The 13664-nt window shown below is 52.0% G+C and carries 15 protein-coding genes and 1 tRNA gene; 10 read left to right on the forward strand and 6 right to left on the reverse strand.

Going from position 1 to position 13664, the window contains the following annotated elements; genetic code table 11:
- Positions 1–433: 433 nt before the first annotated feature.
- Positions 434–1576: a YkvI family membrane protein gene (locus R70723_RS11135; RefSeq protein WP_039872069.1), complete on the reverse strand. Its 1143-nt coding sequence runs from the start codon at positions 1574–1576 to the stop codon at positions 434–436.
- Between the two features lie 179 nt (positions 1577–1755).
- Between R70723_RS11135 and R70723_RS11140 the strand changes: the two genes are divergently transcribed.
- The 3 genes from R70723_RS11140 (at position 1756) to R70723_RS11150 (ending at position 3057) form a co-directional block, all read left to right on the forward strand.
- Complete coding sequence (locus tag R70723_RS11140; protein ID WP_039872070.1) at positions 1756–2328, forward strand: xanthine phosphoribosyltransferase; 573 nt, start codon at positions 1756–1758, stop codon at positions 2326–2328.
- Between the two features lie 105 nt (positions 2329–2433).
- Positions 2434–2751, forward strand: a complete 318-nt coding sequence (locus R70723_RS11145) for a hypothetical protein (protein WP_039872072.1) — start codon at positions 2434–2436, stop codon at positions 2749–2751.
- A gap of 87 nt (positions 2752–2838) precedes the next feature.
- Positions 2839–3057: a hypothetical protein gene (locus tag R70723_RS11150; RefSeq protein WP_039872074.1), complete on the forward strand. Its 219-nt coding sequence runs from the start codon at positions 2839–2841 to the stop codon at positions 3055–3057.
- A 70-nt stretch (positions 3058–3127) separates the two neighbouring features.
- Here the strand turns inward: R70723_RS11150 and R70723_RS11155 are convergent, their stop codons facing one another.
- Positions 3128–3583, reverse strand: coding sequence for a YhjD family protein (locus R70723_RS11155; protein WP_047171100.1), 456 nt, complete (start codon positions 3581–3583; stop codon positions 3128–3130).
- A gap of 178 nt (positions 3584–3761) precedes the next feature.
- Between R70723_RS11155 and R70723_RS11160 the strand changes: the two genes are divergently transcribed.
- The 4 genes from R70723_RS11160 (at position 3762) to R70723_RS11175 (ending at position 7295) form a co-directional block, all read left to right on the forward strand.
- Positions 3762–3845: transfer RNA gene (locus tag R70723_RS11160), tRNA-Leu, on the forward strand.
- Positions 3846–4033: 188 nt separating this feature from the next.
- A complete protein-coding gene (locus R70723_RS11165; RefSeq protein ID WP_039872076.1) occupies positions 4034–5059 on the forward strand; it encodes an ROK family protein in 1026 nt (341 codons plus the stop codon).
- A gap of 114 nt (positions 5060–5173) precedes the next feature.
- Positions 5174–6373 (forward strand): MFS transporter, encoded by a 1200-nt coding sequence (locus R70723_RS11170; protein ID WP_047171385.1) that lies wholly within the window; start codon positions 5174–5176, stop codon positions 6371–6373.
- A gap of 19 nt (positions 6374–6392) precedes the next feature.
- On the forward strand, positions 6393–7295 hold the full coding sequence (locus R70723_RS11175; protein ID WP_039872080.1) for a GNAT family N-acetyltransferase: 903 nt from the start codon (positions 6393–6395) through the stop codon (positions 7293–7295).
- A gap of 57 nt (positions 7296–7352) precedes the next feature.
- On the opposite strand, the gene R70723_RS11180 is transcribed toward R70723_RS11175, so the two are convergent.
- Genes R70723_RS11180 through R70723_RS11190 form a run of 3 tightly spaced genes read right to left on the reverse strand, consistent with a single transcriptional unit; the run spans position 7353 to position 9758 of the window.
- Positions 7353–8507 (reverse strand): DUF2812 domain-containing protein, encoded by a 1155-nt coding sequence (locus R70723_RS11180; protein ID WP_039872082.1) that lies wholly within the window; start codon positions 8505–8507, stop codon positions 7353–7355.
- Positions 8504–8860 carry a PadR family transcriptional regulator gene (locus tag R70723_RS11185; RefSeq protein ID WP_372238275.1) on the reverse strand — a complete coding sequence of 119 codons (357 nt, stop codon included), beginning with the start codon at positions 8858–8860 and terminating at the stop codon, positions 8504–8506. Before R70723_RS11185 ends, R70723_RS11180 begins: the two co-directional genes overlap by 4 nt.
- Positions 8861–8906: 46 nt before the next feature.
- Positions 8907–9758, reverse strand: a complete 852-nt coding sequence (locus R70723_RS11190) for a YihY/virulence factor BrkB family protein (RefSeq protein WP_039872086.1) — start codon at positions 9756–9758, stop codon at positions 8907–8909.
- Between the two features lie 122 nt (positions 9759–9880).
- Between R70723_RS11190 and R70723_RS11195 the strand changes: the two genes are divergently transcribed.
- Positions 9881–10807: a hypothetical protein gene (locus R70723_RS11195; protein WP_039872088.1), complete on the forward strand. Its 927-nt coding sequence runs from the start codon at positions 9881–9883 to the stop codon at positions 10805–10807.
- A gap of 78 nt (positions 10808–10885) precedes the next feature.
- On the opposite strand, the gene R70723_RS11200 is transcribed toward R70723_RS11195, so the two are convergent.
- Positions 10886–11755: an SDR family NAD(P)-dependent oxidoreductase gene (locus R70723_RS11200; RefSeq protein WP_039872090.1), complete on the reverse strand. Its 870-nt coding sequence runs from the start codon at positions 11753–11755 to the stop codon at positions 10886–10888.
- 216 nt (positions 11756–11971) lie between these two features.
- Between R70723_RS11200 and R70723_RS31535 the strand changes: the two genes are divergently transcribed.
- Both R70723_RS31535 and R70723_RS11210 read left to right on the forward strand, forming a co-directional pair.
- Complete coding sequence (locus R70723_RS31535) at positions 11972–12427, forward strand: MerR family transcriptional regulator (protein WP_372238276.1); 456 nt, start codon at positions 11972–11974, stop codon at positions 12425–12427.
- A 106-nt stretch (positions 12428–12533) separates the two neighbouring features.
- The gene (locus R70723_RS11210; protein ID WP_039872092.1) at positions 12534–13628 is read left to right on the forward strand and encodes a glycerol dehydrogenase; all 1095 of its coding nucleotides are present in this window, start codon (positions 12534–12536) and stop codon (positions 13626–13628) included.
- Positions 13629–13664 lie beyond the last annotated feature (36 nt).

Here is a 13664-nt window from a genome sequence, read left to right on the forward strand (position 1 = left end):
AAAGAGAAAAATCCCTTTATCGAGCCGAAAAATAGGTGAGTTAGCCAAGAATAAAGGGAAAAATCCCATTAATGAGCCAAAAATTAGGTGAGTCAACCGAGAACAAAGGGAAAAATCCCTCTAATGAGCCGGAAAGTAGGTGAGTTAGCTAAGAGCAAAGGGAAAAATCCCTTTAATGACCCCAAAAGTAGCAATATTGTCCCATGCAATCTATCGGCTCACAATAGCTCACAATAGCCGGAAGGTCCCCTTAATGATACAGATGCGGCCCGTCAGCCAGCACTTATCTGAACATTGGCGGCCGAAACCTTACACATCATCCACTCCTCAATTCCATTCTAACTCCAACTCCAACTCCCAGCTTCTGATCCCCTAGCCACCCGATCTACCATCCAGCCGTTCTATCAGCCACCCATCCAACCATCCACAACCCTCACTTCCGCCCCCGGATAACCGGCTTCACAGCAACAATGGTGATGCCTTTTCCTTTATCCTTTCCCGTATCCTTGTCTTTCTCCTCAGGCCCTCCCGGAGGGCGCGGCGGGGGAGACAGGGGTGCGCGCAGCAGCATGCTGACCCAGACCAGGGCCAGTGCGCCGAAGATCGGGTAAAATAATCCGAGCAGCGAGCTGAAGCCGAACTGGCTGAACAGATAGCAGAACAGCATCAGCAGAGGGGTTACGAGTGTAGGTGCAACCGGAAGGCGCTGCTGGAGCTGGACGCTGACCCCATAGATATTGGCGACGAAGGTGCTGAAGATTTCCAGGAAGATCAGCAGCAGGTAGATCATCTGCACGATGGAGCCAAGACGGAAGGCGATGCTGCCCATCGGCACCTCGTATTGCAGGATGCCCGGCATCTGTGAGCTCATGGCAAAATGTGCGGCAAGCAGCATGAATCCTATGCCGATACCGCCTAGTATGCCGCCGCGCACCAGTACCTGTTCGTCCTCGGTATGGCGGGCGAGCGGGACCAGCACGGCCTGGGCCATCCCGAGGTTGAAGGCGGTATACAGCAGCGGTGACATCCAGGCGCTGAAGGTGCTATGGTCTGTGTGCAGGAACAGGAACCGCTCCGCTCCGGGGAGTCCGAATGTATTAAAAATAATGATAAGCGACAGAGTAAGCATCAGCGGCACAACCAGGCTGTTAAGCTGCATAATGCCCGAAATCCCGCGCTTCAGCAGGAAGAATGATCCAATCAGTGTGATTAGCAGCCCTGCCTGATAAGGAAGGCCGAGATGCTCCTGAAAAATAGCCCCGGCCCCGGCCAGCATAATGCTGTTGACCCCGATCAGGATAACCATGGTGAACAGGCTGATGCGGCTGCCCGTTTTTTCGCCGAACAGATGGCGGTTAAAGTCCTCATAGGAATCGGCTCCCGCCCGGCGGGCAATCACCATCATTTTGGTGCCGAGCCAGATGAACAGCGCCGCCGACAGCATAATGGTCAGCAGAGCCCAGTGGCCGTACCGGGTAAAAAAACGCAGAATCTCCTGGCCTGTCGCGAACCCGGCGCCGACAATCGTTCCGATATAGGTGAAAGCAATCTGCAGTGTACGGACATACGATTTCATAGCTTCACTCCTTATGTACTGTGATTATAAAAATGGGCTGTGCCCGCCGGATTGCCTTGTGCAGTCCATATAGTACAGGTTATGATGATAGCCAGAGGGACATGACTTCCGTGCTGGTGAAATGAACGGTTACGCATGCGGAATGTCTGGAATTATTAAGGTAATGGAGGTACTAAGTCATGGAAGTATTGAAACAGCGGATTTTAGAGGAAGGGGTCGTCCTTTCGGATCAGGTGCTGAAGCTGGATGCCCTGCTCAACCATCAGGTTGATCCGATCCTGACGATGGAAATGGGACGGGAGTTTGCCGGGAGATTTGCGGATGCAGGCATTACGCGGGTGGTTACCGTAGAATCCTCGGGTATTGCCGTGGCGTTTGCCACCGCTCTGGAGATGAAGGTGCCGCTTGTATTCGCCCGCCGCAAAAAAACACTGCTCGCCGATCCGGATGCCCTGTGTGAACGGGTACCGTCATTTACAAAAGGGATTGTTACCGACATCATGCTGTCGCGGCAATATATTTCAGCGCAGGATAAGGTTCTGTTTATTGATGATATTATTGCGAACGGTGATGCTGCGCGCGGACTGATCAAAATCATCCAGCGCTCCGGTGCGGAGCTTGCCGGAATGGGCGTGGTTGTCGAGAAGTGCTTCCAGGCTGGAGCGCGTACAATCAGGGATCAGGGCATCCGGCTGGAGTCGCTCGTCCGTATAGAATCGCTTGAAGACGGCAAGGTTCATTTTGCCGATTAAACCGGTGACAATTATAGGAACATAGCCTATTTTTAAAACAACTTCTTTTCACCCTATAAGTTTTCCTTTATAATAAGGATTAGACATAGGAGAGGAGGCGTCACAATGGGGAAAGAACCGGTGACAGAGCAATTTTTTATTGATAAATTAACCGAGGCCAAGGATCATTTCGAGCGTGCGCTGGATTGTAAACACACAGAGTTCGACGATCTGTATCCCTATATGATTGAACATCCTCAATTTTTCTGGTACAAACGTTATGTTGCATGGTCAGAGCTGTTGACAATCACTAGCTTATGCCAAGAGCTGGAATTCGACTGGAAACAGAATTTCACAGATAATCAGGTTGAATATCTGGAGCAACGTGTGATGTCCGCTAAAGTTCTTGACTTCTGGTTTGAGAAGAATGAAGCGCTGATATAGGATCTTAGTTAAGCAATCAAGACCCAAATGGAATCTCATTTGGGTCTTTTTTTGAATAGGACAAGCTAATGGAAAGGAGGGATGGCCATGATCAGTGATGAACAGCTGGATGCCTACCGCATATCGGGAGAGAAGGTGCGCGTCATCCGTGACGCTATTGAGAGTAATGACGTAAGAGGCATCATTCTGGCATGGAATGATACCCAGGTGATGGTACGCCGTCCTAATAAGCATGTTGTTAAGCTGGACCGTAATTATGTATTTCAGCCATACAAGGAGCCTCGTAAAGGTCTGGATGATCTGTAGGTAAAATAATAAAAAGAGCAGAGCCCCTGTCCGGGAAACGGATAGGGGCTCTGTTGCAATCTAAAGGGCTTCAGATGGACATTGCCATCTGTTCAACGCTTTCGCTCTTGGGCAGAACAGCAAGCTCGGGATTCAGCCCGAGATAAGCACGCATGCGCTGCATCATCTCGTTGCGGAAGCCGGGCCACTGGATATTGATCTCGCCGGTATATCCCCGGCAGGCATAAGAGGCTTCCACACCACGCTGATCCTGGCGGATGGTGGTAATCTTCAGATTGTGGGAGGACAGCTCGCGGGTTACCTCCTGCAGCATCAGCGAAGTCTTCTTCGTTGCGCTTGTTACCAGCTCCATGTAGAGCTGAGGGGTCTTGAATAGTCCGCTCCTGCCGATTACACGGCAATCGCGTTCAAATACTTTATGAATAAACGTCAGCAGCAGATAGCTTCTCACAAGGGACAGTTCGTCTTTGGTTATATCTTCAGGAATAATGGGTGTGTTAAGAGTAGTTCTGGTAGCAGTCGCCATATAAATCACCTCATTTATAGTATGCGAACTTTTGTTCTTATTATACCTTAAATTTATAATGAAAAGCAATAATTATCCAAAATTAATGAAAAGAAATGAAAAAGAAATAAGTGTTGACTCTCAGGTCTGTACATGGTAAGATCTATCTTGTGGCCGCGAAAGTGGCGCTGATAAATATGCGGTCGTGGCGGAATTGGCAGACGCGCACGGTTCAGGTCCGTGTGGTAGCAATACCGTGGAGGTTCGAGTCCTCTCGACCGCATCCTGTGAAGAAGACCCGTAAACGCTTAGGCGATGCGGGTCTTCTTTTGTTCTGGGCGGATGTACACTGATGACTGGCCCATCGTATGCAATCCTGTAATAAGTACTTGACACCAAGGCAGGAAGCCTTTATATTTGCACTTATTAAAAGAGTTATAATAACCTGCCGGGACACGAGGGGAGACTGCTATGTCAATATCTCATAATACACATCAGGTCAAACGGATCAATGTGGAGCTGGTGAAAAACAGCCTGAAGGCAACGGGAACCGGAACCAAGGCATCTGTTGCCGCAATGACGCAGCTGAGCGTAGCTACGTGCGGCAGTATTCTGAACGAGCTGGTCCGCAGCGGCGAGGTGCTGGAGCAGGAGCTGGAGGAGTCAAGCGGCGGGCGGCCTGCCAGACAATATAGGTTCAATGCAGATTATGCCTGTGTGCTCTGCCTGATGGTGAGGACTGAGGGCGGCCGGCATTCCGTATCCTACATAGTGGTTAATCTGACTGGGGACAGGCTGGATGAAGGGACCCGTGACTTTACCCGGATTGATGCGGATACAGTGGATCTGCTGATCGGAGAGCTGACCCTGAAGTACAGCAATATAAAGGCAGCCGGCATCGGCATACCGGGAGTCGCACACCGCGGGGTAATCGGCATCTGTGATGTGGCTGAGCTGGCCGGTGTCCCTTTGGGTGAGCAGCTCAGCGAGAAGTACGATATGGATATCATTGTTGAGAATGACATGAATGCTACCGTATACGGTTTTTATCAGCTGCATAATCCGGAGGAGGACCAGCCGTTTGCCGTAGTCACCTTTCCCAAGAATCATTTTCCGGGAGCAGGCTTTATCGTAAACGGGCGGATGGTGTCGGGGATAACCAATTTTGCCGGAGAAATCTCGTACCTTCCTTCTGCATACACGCGGGTGGAGCAGCTTCAGCGGCTGCATAAGCAGGAGACCTTTATCCCCATGGCAGCTCAAATGCTGGCTTCGGTCATCACAATACTCAATCCGGTCTCGGTGGCCGTTACCGGCGAGCTGACAGACCCCTCGATGACGGAGGAGCTGCTTAACGGCTGTCTGCAGCATATTCCGCAAGAGCATATGCCTGCACTGCTGATCAAAAATAACACACAGGAAGAATACATGACCGGCATAACCGCCCTTACGCTGGAGCGTCTGACATACCGGCTGCAGCTGGTTGAACGCAAATAGTAACGGGCATCAAGCCCGGTCTGAATATTTAATCTGACCCTAATTAACATTCACATCTTTCAGGAGGCCTTCACGTTGAAACAGCGTACAACCCGGTTCAATAAAATATATGCTATGCAGCTGGTTACCATCTTTCTGGGCTTTATCATCTTCGGGATTTCGGAGAATATTAAAGGACCGGCCATACCCCGGATCCAGTTTGACTTTGCTTTGAACGAGGAGCAGCTGGGAAGCCTGCTGTCCCTGAATGCGCTGGGTTATCTCATTGCCTGCTCATTCACCGCTATATTAGTGCGTAAATTTGGAATTAAGGCAACAAGCATAATGTCGTTTGCTTCCATGCTGCTGTCCGGTATTTTTATCTTCATCTCCCATGCCTATCCGGCATTTGCCGCATCCTATTTCCTGATGTATATCGGCAACGGGATGCTGGAGATTGCCCTGGCTATTCTGGGGGCTCGTATTTTTGTCAAAAATGTCGGCACGATGATGAACCTGTCCCATTTTTTCTATGGACTAAGCTCGACAGTTGCCCCTCTCATTGCTACAGGGATGATGTCGGTTCAGGTATTCGGACATGTGCTGGACTGGCGCGGAATGTATCTGGTGATGCTGTCGCTCTCTCTGCTGCCGATCCTCACGGCGCTGCGCAGCACTTTTCCGGGGGATGATATGCCCGCTGAACAGCGCACGCCTTTCAAGGAGCTGAGACGGGACCCGGCCTTGTGGTGGATGGTGCTGATTCTCTCCTTTGGCGTTGTGTCTGAGCTTGCTGTAGGCGGCTGGCTGGTTAATTTCCTGGAGAAGGCTTACCGCTGGGATACTGTTAAGGCTTCAGGACTGCTGTCTGTTTTCTTCCTGTTGTTCTCGGTCGGCAGACTTGTGCTGGGGCCGGTAACTGACAAAATCGGCTTCACGCTGTCACTGATTATCTTCTCCGGCTTCTCGGCCATCTGTACCTTTGCAGCTCTTGCAGGCGGGGAGTCCTGGGCATTTCTGTTTGCTGCGGCAGGCCTCGGGATTGCGATGATCTATCCGACCGTTATGGCCTTCATTGCAAAGCGTTATCCTAATGGAAGCGACACCGCCATTACTTTTACTGTTACAATGATGGGGCTGGGCAGTGTAATCGGTAACTATATCATCGGCTTTGTTATTGAGGCTGTGAAAAAGCTGTACGGCGTAAATGATCCGAATGCCCTGCTGCGCGGCCTGCAGGCAGGATACGGCTTTATCGGACTATGTGCCCTGCTGTGTGCCATATGCGGCTTTGTGCTGTACCGTTTTCTGAAGAAACGCGGAGAGCTGATCTAGACAGAAGGGGGGAAGACCATTGAAAATTGCAGCATTGGAACAGGAGAGCTTTGACGAGTTCCTCGGCTATTGCCGGCGGCACCGCAGTCAGCTTGATGATTCTTTTCTTATTGATGAGGAGCTGGCGGAGTTCAGGCTTAACGAAGAGAATCCAACCTATATCGCGGTAGATCCTCAGGGGAGGATCGCAGGAGCGGCTTCGCTGATGCTGAATGATTACAGCCGCAGAGGACGGAAGGCACGGCTGCGGATTCTGCATGCCGAGGAAGAGGAACCGGTGGTATACCGGGAGCTGCTGCAAGCGGTTCTGCGACATGCGGCGGGAATGGATAAGCTGAATATTTTTGCGCCGGTTATGAATAAGGCTGAGGCTAACAAGCTTGCTGGCGCAGGTTTTACGGTGGAGCGGTATACTTATGTGCTCGAGCGTGACATTAAGGAATTGCCTGACATCGGTCAGCCGGAGCAATACGAGCTTAGGGCTTTTAAGCCAGGGGCAGATGAAGAGGTCTGGAGCGAGGTTAGAAATGCCGGCTTTGCCAGACTTCAGGGCAGTGAGACGCCGGTAACCCCGGAGATGGTGAAGGCTATGACTGCGGAGGCTGACTACATCGGGGGCGGTATGCTGCTGCTGTACCATGATGACAAGGCGGTCGGTATTGTACGCGGCTCGGACGATGATTATGGCGGCGAGCGGGTGATGAGCATTGGTCCGCTGGCGCTTTTGCCGGAATATCAAGGGAAAGGGCTGGGCAGAGTGCTGCTGCGGGCGGCGCTGCAGGTGGCCCAGGCCAGCGGCTACAGCAAGAGCATCCTGTGCGTCAATGCGGAGAATGAACAGGCGAAGGCGCTGTACACCGGTGAAGGCTTCAGAGAAGCTGAGGCGTTGGCTTGTTATAAATATGATCTGAAGGCGGAGTAACTGCTGCACTCACACAGAAAAGGTGCTTTCCTGTTATGGGAGAGCACCTTTTGTGCGTTAATTCAGGCTGATCTTAAGCCGTCTGTAATACAGCCAGGTTCTGCTGACAAAGGAGCCGAAGATGATGACCGAGACAAGCATCAGCAGTATATTGGTAAGCCGCGCAGGATTGGCGCCATCACCGCCGGCACTGCCGATAAAGACTGTCAGATTCAGCGAATAAAGCAGCAGCATAGGCAGGAAAAGCAGAGTATAGTACATGGCAATTCTGCGTGCATGCTTCAGGCGGTGGAACGGATCGCTGTACATTTGCGGGGGCTCCTCACCCTGGTCATACTCCTTGCTCCATATCGTCCATTTGCGGGTGGAAAAAGAGGTGCTGAATCTGTTCTTCCAGCCAGCCGACCTGTGCAGCTCGAAATAGTCCGGGTCTGCGGCCAGCTGATAATCCGCATGATAATTCACCAGCCGCGGACTGCCTTTAATGAAGTAGAAAATCGTACCTAAACGCCCGACCTTGTACAGATTGTAGCCCCGGCGTTCCTGAGCCTCCAGCCATTTCTCCAGCCGGTCCGGGGAGTACATCCAGCCGAGCCTCAGCCGGACCGCCCTGCGTCCTGTTGACATATGCGGAGTCTCAACCTTCTGTGCCCGCCCGTTATCACCGTAGAAGTGCCTGCTTTCGGCTCTAATCTTGTGCATGGAAATCAAGGCGGCTATAAGTAGCAGCAGAAGAGCGACACCAGCAAGCCCGGTAACCAGCCACATCGGGCTTTTCACAACGCGGACAGGTGTGCCGGTAATTACTGAAGCAGTAAGGAGAGTCAGCGGAATGATGAAGATGACGGCTGCATATACCGTAATTCCTGTAAAGAACAGGGTATGGGTTCTGCTGCGCTTGAGCAGCTCCTTCCGGGACGGGTAAGCCTTGAGCGCCTCCGGCTGCCCGGGGTTAGTATATACGGACCATTTTCCCTGCTGCAGATGCTTCCTCCAGCCCGCGGCGGCCATAGCTGCCGGAACTGCAGTATTGGCTGAGCGCTCATAACCAATCTGCCATGTCATATGAACGGGGGTGTCTTGGCGGAATGAAAATGTGCGGAGCCGCAGATTCCAGCCTGCAAGCATCCAGCCCTGAGCGGCCATTTCTGTTAACCAGGCTTCGGTCCGGTGTAAATCATAGCTCCAGAAGGGACGAAAGACGGTTTTCATAAAAAATCCTCCTCACAGGCGACGGCGTTGCGGTACAGCTCCTTCAATCTGCTGATTTCAACAGTCATCACTTTTTTGCCGGACTCAGATACCTTATAGACGGTTTTGCGTTCTTCGTCGGCGTATACAGTAATCAGCCCGTCCTTGTTCATCTTGGTCAATGTACCGTATACAGTGCCTGATCCCAGCTTAATCCGTCCGTTTGACAGCTCTTCTACATGCTTGATGATCCCGTAGCCGTGGCGCGGTTTCGTCAGGGACAGCAGAATGTAAAAAGCGGTTTCGGTCATCGGTACATATTTTTTCAGCAGCTTATCGGTTGCGGACAACTCCATCACCTTTTCCTTGGTCATGCTTAACTATGTCATGATGTGACTATATCACGACGTGACATAATAATCAACCCCGGATGCGCGGGACAGGAGACCGGCGGTTCAGCAGAAGGGCGTTAATTTCCCCTCCGGCCAGAATGATAATGGAGCTTATATACAGCCAGATCAGCAGGATCATGACCCCGCCGAGGCTGCCGTAGGTTTTGGTGAAATCACTGAATTGGTTAACATAGACGGAGAACAGCACAGAGGTGACGATCCAGCCTATAGTTGAGAATAGCGCACCCGGCATAACCTCTTTAAGACGCAGCCTGCGGCTGGGAGCGATCCAGTAGAGCAGTGTAAATACCACGAACATAACGAAGAGGGGGACGGTATACTGCAGCAGATCCCAGAGCTTGTTCAGGCCGTAGGGCAGTTCAGCCAGTAAAAAGACCTGGGTCTTCAGCCAGCTTCCGAACACGAGCAGCAGAATGCTGAGCAGCACCACTAGACCTATAGACAGCGTAGCCAGAAAAGCGATGCCCCTGATCTTCCAGAATGCTCTGCTCTCATCAATATCATAAGCGCGGTTAAGGCCCTTGATAATGGCATTAATCCCTTTGGAGGCCGCCCACAGCGTAGCGAGCATCCCGAACGACAGCAGCGCCTGGCTCCGCCCTTCAGAGACATCCCGCAAAATTTCTTCAATGATGGAATAGGCTTCCGCAGGCATAATCCGCTCAAGCTGATGAATCTTGTCCTCCAGGGGAATATGCGCATACCCGATCAGTGTCATAATAAAGATCAGAAACGGAAACAGGGAGAGAATCAGATAATAGGTTAATTGTGCGCTGACGCCCTGCACATCGTCGTCCTTAATTTTGATGAACAGCTCTTTGCCAAAAGAGTACACTCCGGCACCATGCTTCTTCTTCATATTTCCCTCCTTCAGTTACTCTATAATATGTACTTGTGTGATATTTATATTATTATCATTACCCTGATTAAGGTTAAACTCTAAATATGGATGTCCAAATTATGGAATAAAGGGGAATGAGAATGGGGCTTGCAGCTGAGGATTTTCAAAGGATACAAGGCTGGTTCTACCGTAACGCCCGCCCGCTTGACCTGGCAAGATGGCAGTTCCACTTTGAAAATGGGGGACAGGCTGCTGTGCTGACGGCACTGGCTGCCTACCAGAATGAGGACGGCGGCTTCGGGCATGCCCTGGAGGCGGACTGCTGGAATCCCAATTCCTCGCCGCTGACTACGGCAACTGCGGCGGAACGGCTGCTGGAGATCGGCTTTGAGAACAGCGGGCATCCGGTCATTCAGCGTATGCTGATGTATCTGGACAGCGGGGCCGAAATGGACGGTAACACCTGGCGGAATGTGATTGTCTCGAACAATGATTATCCGCATGCACCCTGGTGGCATACGGATTCGGACAGCACCTCCCGCAGCATCTTTAATCCGACAGCGATCCTGGCCGGGTTTATTCTGCAGCATGCTGACAGGGAGAGTAGGCTTTTTGGCCGGGGCCTGGAGATTGCGAAGGGGCTGGAGGCGGTTTTTATAATGCAGCCGGAGCTGGAAATGCACCCGCTCATATGCGTACTTACCCTGCTCGATTATATTGCGCTGGCGGGATTGCAGGAGGAGTTTGCCTATGCAGAGATGCAAGCAGCGGCCGCGCGGCGGATTACCGCTCTGCTGGAACGTGATGCCGGGGACTGGAACGGCTATACCTGCAAGCCGTCAGCCCTCATTCATAGCCCGGCAGGCCTGGGTTACGCAGACAATGCAGCTATTGTGGAGAAGGAGCTGGATTACACACTGGCCAGCCGGAATAGCGAAGGGCTCTGGAGCCTGAGCTGGAAATGGGAGGGCTATGAGCGGGAATTCGCGGTCAGCGAAAACTGGTGGAAGGCGGGAATAGCCTTTGACAAGCTGCTGTTTTTGCGGGCGTTCGGGCGGCTGGATTAAAGCTTTATAAATGAACAGGGCGGTGCTGAGGCTGATCTCCGGAGGGAGAAGGCTGTCGGCACCGCTTTTTTTAGGGGATCAGCTGATTACAGGGATTTCAGAATATTCCTGCAGATGGATGTCCTGAAGCTTTTTCAGTATGGCAGGTGCATGATTGGTGAATCTCAGGCCGGATACCCTGTCCTTCATCAGAAAGACACCCGGCTTTTCTTTATGCTCACCCAGAGCAGCATTGTACAGCAGGCCGGCGCCATAGCTTGGATGGTGAAAGAACATTTTCATTATAGGCTTGATGTAAAAGGGCAGGCCGGAATCCTTGTCCTTACGGATCGTATTGTTGCCGCCCGGATCCGCACTGCGGATCATGATCCCTTCGGCTGCCAGCTGCGGTGCAAGCTCCCTGGTCCACAGGGAAAGGGCCAGCTTGGTGACGGCATACGGGCCGAACAGCTTTTTGAAGGTGCGGGGCTGCTCCAGCAGGGCGGGATCGAACGATTTTACACTAAAAATAGCATTGGAAGAAGTATTAATTACGGTTCTGCGCTTTCCGCGCTGCAGCAGCTCCTTCAGCTCCATAGTTATGATATAAGGAACAACCGTCTGCAGCTCATAGTGCAGCTCACGGCCCTGGCGGGAATACAGCAGCTCGGGGAAGCTGCCGCCGGCGTTGTTGAACAGCAGCTCAAGGCAGGGTTCGCTGGCTTTAATGAGCTCAATTGCCCTGCGCAGGCTGCTGAAATCAGCCAGATCGGCGTTGTAGATACGCAGCCTTTTATTGCGGATGGCTTCAAGTATGCCTGAATCATCTGCAGGAAAAGAAGAACGGACCAGGGCGGCGACCTCCCAGCCCTCCGCAAGCATTTTACGGGTCAGCTCAAGTCCTATTCCGTTATTGGCTCCGGTAATCAGTGCGGTTCCAAGCCGGGTGTCATTATATTGTGTGTTCATGGAAATCTCTCCTTAGTTGAGCGTTGGTTTAGACAGAGCGTGTTATATAGCCGCTTATCTGTCAGTGCGCTCATTCTATAACTTGGAGCCGGCTCCAAGTCAACAGGTGTTTTTGCTGGGAATGACGGGCTTGACTTGGAGTTGACTCCAGGTTATACAATAAGGTAACTGTATTACAGAGGGCAGATTAAGGTGTGAAATATGGAGGTGAGGGAAATGTCAGAAATGACTGAAACAGCTGCAAGACCGGAACAGCCGGGTTATTCCATCAAGCAGACAGCGGAGCTTACCGGCATAACGGAGGATACCATCCGGTACTATGAGAAGATTGGACTGCTGCCCCGGGCACAGCGTAAAGGAAATACCCACCGGATCTACAGCAGCGCAGATGTGGAGAGGATGAAGCTGATTGGCTGCCTCAAAAAAACAGGAATGCCGCTGGATGATATGCGCCCCTATCTGAATCTGACTCCTGATACTGCTCTGACCGAGTATCCGGAATTGTATGAGCAGCTTCAAACACATAAGCAGAATATTCTGGAGCAGATTGCTTCCTTGCAGCAAATTGTTGATTTCATAGACAATAAGGTTACCGGGAGCGGTTTTGGAACCAGAAACCAGGATTGTAAACTTACAGGAGATGCTAAACGGATGCCTGTCCGTAAAAAATAAATGATGCAGAAAGGGGCTCTATTCCGCCGGGAATGGGGCTTTTTTAATTGCAGGCGGAAAATTACTTCTTTACAATGAGTCTCAATTGGAAAAAGGAGGGGACGACATGAGACAGATAACTTATGCACCGTCAAAGTATATTCAGGGCGAAGGTGAGCTGGACAGGCTCGGGACGTATTGCGCACAAATGGAGGCCGGGGAGGCTTATGCTATTATCGATCCTTATATTGTATCTGTGTATGGGGAGGAGATCCGTAGCAGCTTTGCAGCCGGAGGTGTTGCGCTGGAGGAGCGTGAGTTTCAGGGGGAATGCAGCTTCGCTCAGGTAGAGGAGATTGTCTCAGAGCTCTACCTTGAAAGGGTAGGGGTCATTCTGGGCATCGGCGGAGGCAAAACGCTGGACACTGCCAAGGCAGTCAGCCATTATGCCGGGCTTCCGGTAATATTGGTTCCGACCGTTGCTTCTACTGATGCGCCATGTAGTAGGGTTGCCGTTCTGTACTTTGAAGACGGTAGGTTCGACCGTTATCTGTCCCTGCGGCGCAGTCCGGATGTGGTGGTTGCTGATACCGGACTGATTGCCAAGGCACCTGTACGGCTGCTGGCGGCAGGCATGGGGGACGCGCTGTCCACCTATTTTGAGGCGAGAGCGTGCCGGGAATCAGGCGCTGTTACTGAAGCCGGAGGGCTTGGCTCAATAGCTGCCTTTTCACTCGCCCGGGCTTGCTACGATACGCTAATCACTGACGGGGCTGCAGCGCTTGAGGATGTCCGTCAGGGCAGAGTGTCTGATCAGGTTGCGCATATTGTAGAGGCGAATATTTACTTAAGCGGGATCGGCTTTGAAAGCGGCGGCCTTGCTGCAGCCCATGCCATTCATAACGGACTGACTATACTGGAAGAATGCCGTCACATCCTGCACGGTGAGAAGGTAGCGTTCGCTACCCTTGCGCAGCTGATGCTGGAGCAGGCCCCGGAGGAGGAGCTTGCTGCTGTTGCCGGTTTCTGCCGGGAAGCCGGACTGCCGGTTACCCTTGCGCAGCTGGGACTCGCGGATATTGCTCCGGAGCAGCTGCTGGCTGCTGCTGAGGCCAGCTGTGCTGAGGGCGGACCCATGAAGAATATGCCGTTTACTGTAACACCTCAGGATGTATATGCAGCAATGCTGGCTGCTGACCGCCGGGGGCAACAGGCCGGATAAGACTGTTAATTATTGCGCATCCCGGCTGTACATATT

This window comes from Paenibacillus sp. FSL R7-0273, assembly GCF_000758625.1.
Taxonomy (GTDB): domain Bacteria; phylum Bacillota; class Bacilli; order Paenibacillales; family Paenibacillaceae; genus Paenibacillus_AQ.

Excerpts from the sequence above, each read along its gene's own strand:
- R70723_RS11190 (WP_039872086.1), bottom strand. The coding sequence starts at position 9,758 with ATGAAGAAGAAGCATGGTGCCGGAGTGTACTCTTTTGGCAAAGAGCTG.
- R70723_RS11165 (WP_039872076.1), top strand. The coding sequence starts at position 4,034 with ATGTCAATATCTCATAATACACATCAGGTCAAACGGATCAATGTGGAG.
- R70723_RS11140 (WP_039872070.1), top strand. The coding sequence starts at position 1,756 with ATGGAAGTATTGAAACAGCGGATTTTAGAGGAAGGGGTCGTCCTTTCG.
- R70723_RS11210 (WP_039872092.1), top strand. The coding sequence starts at position 12,534 with ATGAGACAGATAACTTATGCACCGTCAAAGTATATTCAGGGCGAAGGT.
- R70723_RS11195 (WP_039872088.1), top strand. The coding sequence starts at position 9,881 with ATGGGGCTTGCAGCTGAGGATTTTCAAAGGATACAAGGCTGGTTCTAC.
- R70723_RS11155 (WP_047171100.1), bottom strand. The coding sequence starts at position 3,583 with ATGGCGACTGCTACCAGAACTACTCTTAACACACCCATTATTCCTGAA.
- R70723_RS31535 (WP_372238276.1), top strand. The coding sequence starts at position 11,972 with ATGTCAGAAATGACTGAAACAGCTGCAAGACCGGAACAGCCGGGTTAT.
- R70723_RS11180 (WP_039872082.1), bottom strand. The coding sequence starts at position 8,507 with ATGAAAACCGTCTTTCGTCCCTTCTGGAGCTATGATTTACACCGGACC.
- R70723_RS11200 (WP_039872090.1), bottom strand. The coding sequence starts at position 11,755 with ATGAACACACAATATAATGACACCCGGCTTGGAACCGCACTGATTACC.
- R70723_RS11170 (WP_047171385.1), top strand. The coding sequence starts at position 5,174 with ATGCAGCTGGTTACCATCTTTCTGGGCTTTATCATCTTCGGGATTTCG.
- R70723_RS11185 (WP_372238275.1), bottom strand. The coding sequence starts at position 8,860 with ATGACCAAGGAAAAGGTGATGGAGTTGTCCGCAACCGATAAGCTGCTG.
- R70723_RS11150 (WP_039872074.1), top strand. The coding sequence starts at position 2,839 with ATGATCAGTGATGAACAGCTGGATGCCTACCGCATATCGGGAGAGAAG.
- R70723_RS11145 (WP_039872072.1), top strand. The coding sequence starts at position 2,434 with ATGGGGAAAGAACCGGTGACAGAGCAATTTTTTATTGATAAATTAACC.
- R70723_RS11135 (WP_039872069.1), bottom strand. The coding sequence starts at position 1,576 with ATGAAATCGTATGTCCGTACACTGCAGATTGCTTTCACCTATATCGGA.